General features: G+C 64.4%; 7 protein-coding genes. All 7 read left to right on the plus strand.

The genetic code is table 11. From position 1 onward, the window contains the following. Positions 1-702, plus strand: a 702-nt coding sequence (ilvC, locus tag AC5RWX_RS25865; RefSeq protein WP_494099139.1) for a ketol-acid reductoisomerase, incomplete at its 5' end; no start/stop codon positions are given. A 127-nt stretch (positions 703-829) separates the two neighbouring features. After that, positions 830-2419, plus strand: coding sequence for a phosphoglycerate dehydrogenase (serA, locus tag AC5RWX_RS25870; RefSeq protein ID WP_494099140.1), 1590 nt, complete (start codon positions 830-832; stop codon positions 2417-2419). A gap of 215 nt (positions 2420-2634) precedes the next feature. Beyond that, complete coding sequence (locus tag AC5RWX_RS25875) at positions 2635-5433, plus strand: ABC transporter permease (protein WP_494099141.1); 2799 nt, start codon at positions 2635-2637, stop codon at positions 5431-5433. Then, on the plus strand, positions 5430-6185 hold the full coding sequence (locus tag AC5RWX_RS25880; RefSeq protein ID WP_494099142.1) for an ABC transporter ATP-binding protein: 756 nt from the start codon (positions 5430-5432) through the stop codon (positions 6183-6185). Before AC5RWX_RS25875 ends, AC5RWX_RS25880 begins: the two co-directional genes overlap by 4 nt. Before the next feature lie 33 nt (positions 6186-6218). Beyond that, entirely contained in the window at positions 6219-7778 is a 1560-nt protein-coding gene (metG, locus tag AC5RWX_RS25885; protein WP_494099143.1) for a methionine--tRNA ligase, read from the plus strand. Between the two features lie 157 nt (positions 7779-7935). Next, positions 7936-8988: a 3-isopropylmalate dehydrogenase gene (locus AC5RWX_RS25890; RefSeq protein WP_494099144.1), complete on the plus strand. Its 1053-nt coding sequence runs from the start codon at positions 7936-7938 to the stop codon at positions 8986-8988. Positions 8989-9091: 103 nt separating this feature from the next. Further along, positions 9092-10178 (plus strand): branched-chain amino acid aminotransferase (locus AC5RWX_RS25895; protein WP_494099145.1); only part of this gene is annotated, 1087 nt, incomplete at its 3' end.

The following is a 10178-nucleotide window of genomic DNA, read 5'->3' on the forward strand; positions in this document are numbered from 1 at the left end:
GGCTTCAACCTCCGCTTCGGCTACATCCAGGCCCCCGAGGGTGTTGACGTCATCCTGGTTGCCCCGAAGGCTCCGGGCCACACCGTGCGCCGCGAATTCGAGGCCGGCCGCGGCATTCCCGACATCATCGCCGTCGAACAGGATGCTTCCGGCTCCGCCTGGGACCTGGCCAAGTCTTACGCGAAGGCAATCGGCGGTACCCGCGCCGGCGTCATCAAGACCACCTTCACCGAAGAGACCGAAACGGACCTCTTCGGCGAGCAGGCTGTCCTTTGCGGCGGCGTGTCCCAGTTGGTCCAGTACGGCTTTGAGACCCTGACCGAGGCAGGCTACCAGCCGCAGATCGCCTACTTCGAGGTGCTCCACGAGCTCAAGCTCATTGTTGACCTCATGTGGGAAGGTGGCATCGCCAAGCAGCGCTGGAGCGTTTCCGATACCGCGGAGTACGGCGACTACGTCTCCGGCCCGCGAGTCATCACCCCTGCAGTCAAGGAAAACATGCAGGCTGTCCTCGCCGACATCCAGTCCGGTGCCTTCGCCAAGCGCTTCATCGAAGACCAGGACAACGGCGGCGTCGAGTTCAAGGAACTGCGCGCCAAGGCTGAGCAGCACCCCATTGAGGCTGTTGGCCGCGAGCTGCGTTCCCTGTTCTCCTGGCAGCAGCAGGACGTGGACTACGTTGAAGGTTCCGCCGCCCGCTAAGGCTGCCGCGTAGGCGCCATCATAAAGGCAGCAGTGAGGCCGGGTTCACACTTAACAATGTGAGCCCGGCCTTTCCGTCGGCCTAGACTTGTTTCCATCTCCAGGACTGCAACGCAGAGGATCAGCCGTGTCAAAACCCGTAGTACTGCTCGCCGAAGAACTTTCCCCCGCCACTATCGAGGCCCTCGGACCGGACTTCGAGATCCGCCAGACCGACGGAGCTGACCGCTCCCAGCTGCTCTCTGCCATCAGCGATGTCGACGCTATCCTGGTCCGTTCTGCCACCCAGGTGGACGCTGAGGCGATTGCCGCCGCGAAGAACCTGAAGGTTATCGCCCGTGCAGGAGTAGGCCTGGACAACGTGGACATCAGGGCCGCCACGCAGGCCGGCGTGATGGTGGTCAACGCCCCCACGTCCAACATCGTTTCCGCTGCCGAGCTCACCGTGGGCCACATCCTTAGCCTTGCCCGCCACATCCCGCAGGCCAGCGCAGCCCTCAAGGACGGCGAGTGGAAGCGGTCCAAGTACACCGGCATCGAGTTGTTCGAAAAGAAGATTGGCATCATCGGCCTGGGCCGGATCGGTGCCCTCGTCGCGGCCCGCCTGAAGGGCTTCGACACCAAGATCCTTGCCTACGACCCCTACATCACCTCCGCCCGGGCAGCGCAGCTCGGGGTGCAGCTGGTGACCCTCGACGAGCTCCTGGCCCAGTCCGACTTCATCACCATCCACATGCCCAAGACCCCTGAGACCGTAGGCATGCTTGGTGCGGACGCCTTCAAGAAGATGAAGAACACGGCCTACGTGGTCAACGTTGCACGCGGCGGCCTGGTGGATGAGGAGGCGCTGTTCACCGCCCTCCAGGACGGTGCGATTGCCGGTGCCGGCGTGGACGTATTCTCCAAGGAGCCCAGCACCGACCTGCCGTTCTTCAAGCTGGACAACGTGGTGGTCACCCCCCACCTCGGCGCATCAACGGACGAAGCACAGGAAAAGGCCGGCGTATCGGTTGCCAAGTCCGTCCGCCTGGCACTGGCCGGCGAACTCGTCCCCGACGCTGTCAACGTCGCCGGCGGCGTCATAGCCCCCGGCGTACGCCCGGGCATCCCGCTGATCGAAAAGCTGGGCCGGATCTTCACCGCCCTTACCCATGCTTCCCTGACCCAGTTCGACGTCGAGGTGGCTGGCGAGATCTCGTCGATGGACGTCAAGGTCCTGGAGCTCGCGGCTCTTAAGGGAATCTTCGCAGACGTGGTGACGGAGCAGGTTTCCTACGTTAACGCCCCGGTAATTGCCGAGCAGCGCGGCATCAACGTCCGCCTCATCACCACCCCGGAAACCGAGTCCTACCGCAACGTCCTCACCCTGCGCGGCGCCCTCAGCGACGGCACCCAGATCTCCGTGGCCGGCACCCTGACCGGGCCCAAGCAGATCGAAAAGCTGGTGGGCATCAACGGCTTCGAAGTTGAAATCCCCATCAGCGAGCACCTTGTGGTGGTTGCCTACACCGACCGTCCCGGCGTCATCGGGACCATCGGCCACATCCTGGGCATGAACAACATCAACATCGCCGGCATGCAGGTGGCACGCCACGACCAGGGCGGCCAGGTGCTCGCGTTGCTCACCATCGACAGCTCCGTACCCCAGCAGGTCCTGGAAGCCATCAAGGCCGGCATCGGGGCCGAGATGGTCCGCGAAGTGGACCTCGAGGACTAACCTTCGGTCGGCCGAAACGCCGTACCGCCACCCTCCGCTCGGCGCGTCCCCGCGGGGCCACGTATGATTGGCCGGTCTGCTTACAATGGCTGGGTCCTCGAACAGGACCGGGCCGGCAGGCCGGCCAATACCTTTTGCACATCCGTCCGTGATCGTCCACGTCCGCCCCGCGCGGTTTCGAATGTGCGCACGCAATCCAGGTTTCAGGGAGTTCAATGAACGCCGTCCAGAGGTTCATCAGAAGCAAAGTGCTGCTGTTGACCGCGGCCATCTTGATCGCAGCCATGTGCTTGTCGGTCCTCGTCCAAAGCCAGTCGCAGGCCGCGCTCAGCCGGACAGTGGATGAAAATTCACGGGGACTCTACGATGTCCTGGTCCAGGCGAAGGCGCCCTCGGGTGCGCTGCTGCAGCCGGAGATCGCCAACGGCACCGGCGGCATCAGCTTCGAACAGCTGGAGGCCATACGGAAGCTGTCGGGAACCTCGGTGGCAGCGCCCATCAGCCTTGTGTCCCGGGTGACGCAGAACCTTGAGGCCCCGCGGCTGGACGCCATGGACTACCTTGGCTACAACGCGGGGCTCGCAGGCACTGCGACGGCGGACCAGGCCGCCGGGGCTACCGCCCCGGCTGAGTGGCCCGCCGCCGAGTCCGTGTTGAGCGACGAGGTCAAGAAGTACCGGCTGACTGCCAGTGCAGTGAGCTCCGACGGCGTCTCAGAGCAGACACTCTTCAAGTCCACCGCCGAAGGCACCCTGGGCAAAGCCAAGCTTGTGGAAGAACGGGCAGACGGCGGCAACAGCACCCGCATCGCCGCTCCCGAAGGTGAAACGGGCATCAAGTTCGCCGCCCCCGCCGGCGGTTCCGAACACAACTTGTTCAACCTGTCAGTGTCGCTGCCCCTCGCGCCGGAGGTCACGGAATCCGTGGTCGCCGTCGATCCCGCTGCCGAGCGCGCCCTGCTCGGTTCTGCCGGTGACTTTTTAGCCCCGCTGGAAAAGGCCCCGCCCGCTGATGCGCGGGACGCCGGTGCGATCGGCCGTTACTTTGAAGGCCTTTTCACCAACGGCATCGGCCTGGATGAGCTGGAAGAAGGCCCGGACTTCCTGGGTGTGAAGCTCAAGTATTGGGCACCCCTGATGACGCAGTACCAGCAGGCCAAGCGGAACGGCCAGCTGACGACCGATTCCCAGGCCATTCCCCTCATCGTGCGCTCGGGCACGTCCCTTGACCTGAAGTACAACGTCAAGATCGAGGAAATCGACGACGCCGGCAAGGTAGTCAAGGACGTCGGAACAGTCTCCCAGTCGTTGGGGGAGGACTACCTCCCGTTTGTTTCCAAGGATCCTTTCGTTCTCTCGTGGCCCGGATCCACAGATCACACCTCCCTGCTCGGAGCCACCGGCAACTTCAACCAGGGGCTCTACACTCCCGCTGAGTGGAGCACGGACTTCGCTGCGGCCCCGACATACACCGACGGCGAGGCTGCGGCCAATGGCGCCGTCGGCAAGAACGCGGTACCTGGCGAATGGGTCACAGTCAACCGGTTGCCCGAAAAGAGCGCCAATGGCACTCCCGTTGACCAGACCCAGCGCGAGCCCGTCGACGAGCGCTCCTACCGTGAAAACCTGGACACGGGGGACCAAAAGGCAGCAGCTCCCCTTGCCATGGTTTACGGAACATTTGATCCTTCCGCGGTGGCAGAGGCTGCCGGGGACGTTAACAAGCTTCCCTTGGGCGGCTACGACCCAACTCCCTTCACCATGGTCAAGGACGCCGAAGGTAAGGACGTCCCGGCTGCTGAACTTGAACCTTCCTTGAGCGCCACCGGCCTTGCCAGCCAGTCCGCAGGCGCCATCACCGATTACTACGGCCTGGCCGCTGCCCGCGGCTACAAGGACAACGCCGCGGTCATCGACGCCGTCCGTGTCCGGGCCGATGCGCCCGGCAGCTGGAAGGAAGCCCAGCCGGACGTGGAGAAGCTCGCAAGTGAAATCCGCGACATGGGCCTGGAAGCCATCATTGTTGCCGGTTCTGCCCGCGAGGACGCCAGCATCTTCGTCCCCGGCTACTCCAAGGACGACGCCGGCAAGGAATCCGCCCTGGGAACTGTCCAGCAGTCATGGGTCAGGCAGAATGCAGCCGACGCCGTGACGGGGTCCCTCTCCGGAACGAACGTCACGCTGCTCTTCCTGACGCTTTGCGGTGCAGCGCTTCTTACTGGTGCTTCCACCGTGAGCTACATCCGCAAGCGGCGGAGCGAGGCAGGAACACTGCGCGCCATGGGGTGGACCCAGCGCCGTATCCGTAGTTGGGTGCTGGAGGAATTCGGTGTGGGCGCGGTACTGCTTGCCGTTGCCGGACTCGTTCTGAGCCTGGTCAGCTGGAGCCTCACCACAGCCCTCGTGTGCGTTTCCGTCCTGGTCCTCTACGCCGGCGCTGCGTTCTTCGCGGCGCAACAGCTGCGTCACCGCGACGTCATCGACCAGGAGCCGCAGCATGATGAGCGCCTCATACCGGTGGATTCGCCCCTGACCTTCGCGAACCGCCAGCTGAGCACCAACAAGTTCAACACCCTCGCCCTGGCTGTTGCCGTCGGCGTCTTCGGGGCAGCCGTCGGCGGGCTCATCGCGCTGTTGATCGACATTCCCCGCGCGGCCGGCGCCAGTGCGCTGAGCGGGCTCGCCGCTGCCAGTGTGGCGCTGCCGAGCATTCTCCTGGCGCTTGCCGGGGTGGTCGTGGGACTGGTGCTGACCCTGGTTACCGGACGGTTTGAACTCAACGCCAAGCGGCAGTACCTGGGGATCCTCGAAGCCATGGGGTGGAACCCGGACATGCTCCGCCAGGTCCGCCTGTTCGAGAACGCGCTGGTGGGAACCGTAGCGCTGCCGTTGGGCGTGCTCGGCGCCCTGGGCATTGGCCTGCTGCTCGCCCCTTATGCGGCACTGTGGGCAGGCGTGGCCGGCCTCGTGGCTGTACTTTGCTGGATACCGATTGCAACGAAAGTGGTCCAATGACAAACCAGACCAATGTCCAGCGGAGCCGCAGGAGCGGCTCCGGCGACGTCCCCCTGCAGACGCGCGCCAACACCATCGTCAAGGCCGCTGACCACGGCACCCCGCTGGAACTGAGCGACATCACCATCCGCTACGGCGGCGGCAAAGGTGGCGCTGAGGCAGTCAGCGTGGTGGAAGGCTTCGACCTCACCCTGCACGCCGGCGAGATGCACTGCGTCGCAGGCCGAAGCGGCTCCGGCAAGACCAGCATCCTGACGGTCGGCGCGGGGCTTACCCTGCCGACGTCGGGCCGTGTCTTCTGGGAAGGTGACTCCCTTGAGAGCATGGGCGACGACGAAATCGCCGACCGCCGTCGTGCCCTTATCGGTTATGTGGACCAGGGCGGCGCCCTCATTGACGGAATGAGCGCGCTGGAGAACGTCCTCCTGCCGGCTGTTCCGGACGGGGAAGTGGACCAGCGCCGGGACATGGCCAAGGACCTGCTGGACCTCGTGGGCCTGGGCCGCCGCATGCGGCACCGCCCCGCCCAGCTCTCCGGCGGTGAACGCCAGCGCGTCGCCATCGCCCGTGCCCTGATCCTGGGAACCAGGGTCCTGGTGGTGGACGAACCCACCGCGAGCCTGGACCGTGCCTCCGCAAACCGCATCATCAGCATCCTGAAGGACACCACGTCGGATGGCATCGCGGTCCTGGTGGCTTCGCATGACCACGAACTCGTCCGGCTCAGCGACTCCCTGACCGAACTGATCTAGCCTGTCCCTCCGCACCGAAGGTAACGTCCGCACGTGACTGCTTCAGAGAAAACGCCGTTCTACATCACCACGGCCATCACCTACCCCAACGGCGTGCCGCACATCGGCCACGCCTACGAGTACATTGCCACCGACGCCATGGCGCGCTTCAAGCGGCTGGACGGCTATGACGTGATGTTCCTGACCGGCACGGACGAGCACGGGATGAAGATCGCCCAGACCGCCGAAAAGGAAGGCATCACACCCAAGGAACTGGTGGACCGGAACGCAGAGGTCTACAAGGCGGCACACTCCGCCCTGGGCATCACGTACGACCGTTTCATCCGGACCACGGACGAGGACCACTACGCCGCCTCGCAGGCCATCTGGAAAAAGATGGAGGCCAACGGCGACATCTACCTCTCCAAGTACGAGGGCTGGTACTCCGTCCGGGACGAGGCGTTCTACGGCGAGGACGACACCGTGGTGAAGGACGACGGCGTGCGCTACTCCAAGGAGACGGACACCGAGGTGACGTGGACGGCGGAGGAGAGCTACTTCTTCCGCCTTTCGGCCTACCAGGACAAACTGCTGGCCCTCTACGAGGCCCAGCCTGAGTTCGGCGCCCCGCAGTACCGGTTCAATGAAGTCATCAGTTTCGTGAAGCGTGGCCTTGAGGACCTGTCCATCAGCCGCACCACGTTCGACTGGGGTGTTCCGGTTCCGGGCAACGACAAGCACGTGATGTACGTGTGGGTGGACGCCTTGACCAACTACCTCACCGGCGTTGGCTACCCGGACGTCGACTCGGTCAAGTTCCGGAAGTTCTGGCCGGCCGATGTCCACATTATTGGCAAGGACATCTCCCGGTTCCACGCCATCTACTGGCCCGCCTTCCTGATGAGCGCCGGCCTGGAACTGCCCAAGCGGGTGATGATCCACGGGTTCCTGAACAACAACGGCGTGAAAATGTCCAAGTCGCTGGGCAACGTCGTAGCCCCGGCCGACTTCGTGAAGCAGTACGGCCTTGACCAGGTGCGCTTCTTCTTCCTCCGCGAGGTGCCTTTTGGTGCGGACGGCAGTTACAACCATGAGGCAATCGTTGGCCGGATGAACGCGGACCTCGCCAACAACTTCGGAAACCTGGCCCAGCGCTCCCTGTCCATGGTGGCAAAGAACTGCGACGGCAAGGTTCCCGTTCCGGGAGAATTCACGGCGGAGGACAACGCCATCCTGGCCCAGGCCGCAGGGCTCCTCGACGCTGCGCGGGCTGCTTTCGAGAAGCAGGAGTTCAGCCGTGCGCTCGAAGCGATTTGGGGCGTCCTTGGTGACACGAACGCCTACTTTGCGGAGCAGGCGCCCTGGGTGCTGCGGAAGACCGACGTCGAACGCATGAACACGGTTCTCTACGTGACGCTTGAAGTCCTGCGGATCGTGGCCATCCTTGCCCAGCCGGTCATGCCGGCCGCAACAGCGGCGCTCCTTGGCAGCCTCGGCCAGCCGGAAGGGGATGCCCGCCAGTTCACCGCGATCGGAACGCCGATTGCGGCCGGGACGGCACTGCCGGCTCCGTCCCCGGTGTTCCCCAAGTACGAGGAGCCTGCTGAGGCCTGACGCTCTCTCACTTGATGTGGATTGTTCCGCGACGCTCTCTCACTTTCCGCCAGGAAAAATGAGGGGGCGATCGCCGTTTCCAGCACCGTGCCTCCGAAAGTGTTCGGATGCTGAGACAGCTTGACCAGCATGTGGATGTCATGGCTACGCTGAAAGTATGAGCGAATCCTCCATCGATCTTGCAGTTATTCCTGGCGACGGCATTGGCCCCGAGGTCATTGCGGAAGCACTTAAGGTGCTGGAAAAGGCTGTCGCCTCGGAGGGCGTCGAGCTCAAGCAGACGCACTACAAGCTCGGCGCGGAGCACTGGCTGGCCACGGGCGAAACTTTGCCGGACCACGTCCTGGCGGATCTTCGGACCCGGGACGCCATCCTGTTTGGGGCAGTCGGTGCAGCTCCCGGCGATACCCGCATTCCGTCCGGCATCATCGAGCGCGAGATGCTGCTGAAGCTCCGCTTCAGCCTCGACCACTACGTCAACCTGCGGCCCTCTCGGCTCTATGGAACAGTGGGCAGCCCCCTGGCCAATCCCGGCGTTATTGATTTCATCGTGGTCCGCGAAGGCACCGAAGGCCCTTACGTGGGCAACGGCGGCACCCTCCGCGCCGGAACTCCCCAGGAGGTGGCTACCGAAGTCTCGCTGAACACCGCCCATGGCGTTGAGCGCGTTGTCCGGGATGCCTTCCGCCGCGCCAGCGCGAGGGAGCGCAAGCATGTCACCCTGGTGCACAAGCACAACGTCCTGGTCTACGCCGGGCATCTCTGGAAGCGGACGGTGGAGGCCGTGGCACAGGAGTTCCCGGAGGTCACCCACGACTACCTGCACGTGGATGCAGCAACCATCTTTATGGTCACGGACCCGTCCCGCTTCGATGTGATCGTCACCGACAACCTCTTCGGAGACATCCTCACCGACCTTGCCGCGGCCATCACCGGCGGCATCGGGCTGGCGGCTTCGGGGAACATCAATATGGACCGCACTGCGCCGTCGATGTTCGAGCCGGTCCACGGCTCTGCCCCCGACATCGCCGGCCAGGGCAAGGCTGACCCCACCGCCGCCATTCTGTCCGCAGCGCTCCTGCTGGACCATCTCGGCTACGCCCGCGCAGCCCGCAGGATCGAGGCGGCAGTTGTTGCCGACGTCGAAAAGCGCGACGGCGGGGCACGCAGCACCAGTGCGGTGGGCGACGCCATCGCCGCCGGCCTGTAGCCGCGCCTGGGGCTGGCGGCAACGGGCGTAAGCTTGTCTCGAATCACCAAATGCCGCCTTGCCGTTCAATGCTGAAGCCAGGGCGGCCGATCGTGGAGGAACCATGACTCAGACTGCCCACGGCGTCGAATTTACGCAGCAGCTCTCGGACAACCCGAAGTCTGCGGAGGAGCGTGCAGCCATCCTGGCCAACCCGGGATTCGGCCATCACTTCACCGACCACACCGCCATCGTCGACTACAGCGTGGACGAGAACGGCAACGGCGGCTGGCACAATGCCCGGGTGGAAGCCTACGGACCGATCTCCCTGGACCCGTCAGCTGCAGTGCTGCACTACGGCCAGGAGATTTTCGAAGGACTCAAGGCCTACCGGCACGCTGACGCTTCCATCTGGACGTTCCGCCCCGAGGCAAACGCCGCGCGCCTGAACAGGTCCGCCCGCCGGCTCGCACTTCCCGAACTGCCGGCAGAGTACTTCCTCGCGGCCATCCGGGAGCTCGTTACCGCCGACAAGGAATGGGTTCCCGCCGGCGACGGCGAAGCCCTGTACCTCCGGCCGTTTATGATCGCCACCGAGGCGTTCCTGGGTGTCCGGGCGGCCCGCGAGGTTTCCTTCCGGGTGATCGCTTCGCCGGCCGGCAACTACTTCGGCGGCGAACTCAAGCCTGTGTCCATCTGGATCTCCCGGGAATACGCCCGCGCAGGCCGTGGTGGTACCGGGGCAGCGAAGTGCGGCGGAAACTACGCGGCTTCGCTTATTGCCCAGCAGGAGGCCGAAGCCAACGGCTGCAAGCAGGTGCTCTTCCTGGACCAGTTCAATGACAACGCCGTCGAGGAACTGGGTGGCATGAATGTGTTCTTTGTGATGAAGGACGGCTCGCTGGTCACTCCCGCGCTCACCGGCACCATCCTGGAAGGAGTCACCCGGATGTCTGTCATCCAGGTGGCGAAGGACATGGGCCGCGAAGTCACCGAGCGCAAGATCACTTTGGACGAGTGGCGCGACGGCGTTGCCTCCGGCGCGATTGCCGAGGTCTTCGCTTGCGGTACTGCCGCCGTCATCACCCCGATCGGGGTCCTCAAGGACACCACGGAGTTCATTGGGTCCGAGGATGCCAAGGCCGGGGAAACCACCATGGCCATCCGGGAAAAGCTGCTCGGCATCCAGACGGGCGCGGTCCCTGACACCC

The sequence above is a fragment of the Arthrobacter sp. SPT-J7 genome (assembly GCF_059089965.1).

Excerpts from the sequence above, each read along its gene's own strand:
- AC5RWX_RS25875 (WP_494099141.1), top strand. The coding sequence starts at position 2,635 with ATGAACGCCGTCCAGAGGTTCATCAGAAGCAAAGTGCTGCTGTTGACC.
- AC5RWX_RS25880 (WP_494099142.1), top strand. The coding sequence starts at position 5,430 with ATGACAAACCAGACCAATGTCCAGCGGAGCCGCAGGAGCGGCTCCGGC.
- AC5RWX_RS25890 (WP_494099144.1), top strand. The coding sequence starts at position 7,936 with ATGAGCGAATCCTCCATCGATCTTGCAGTTATTCCTGGCGACGGCATT.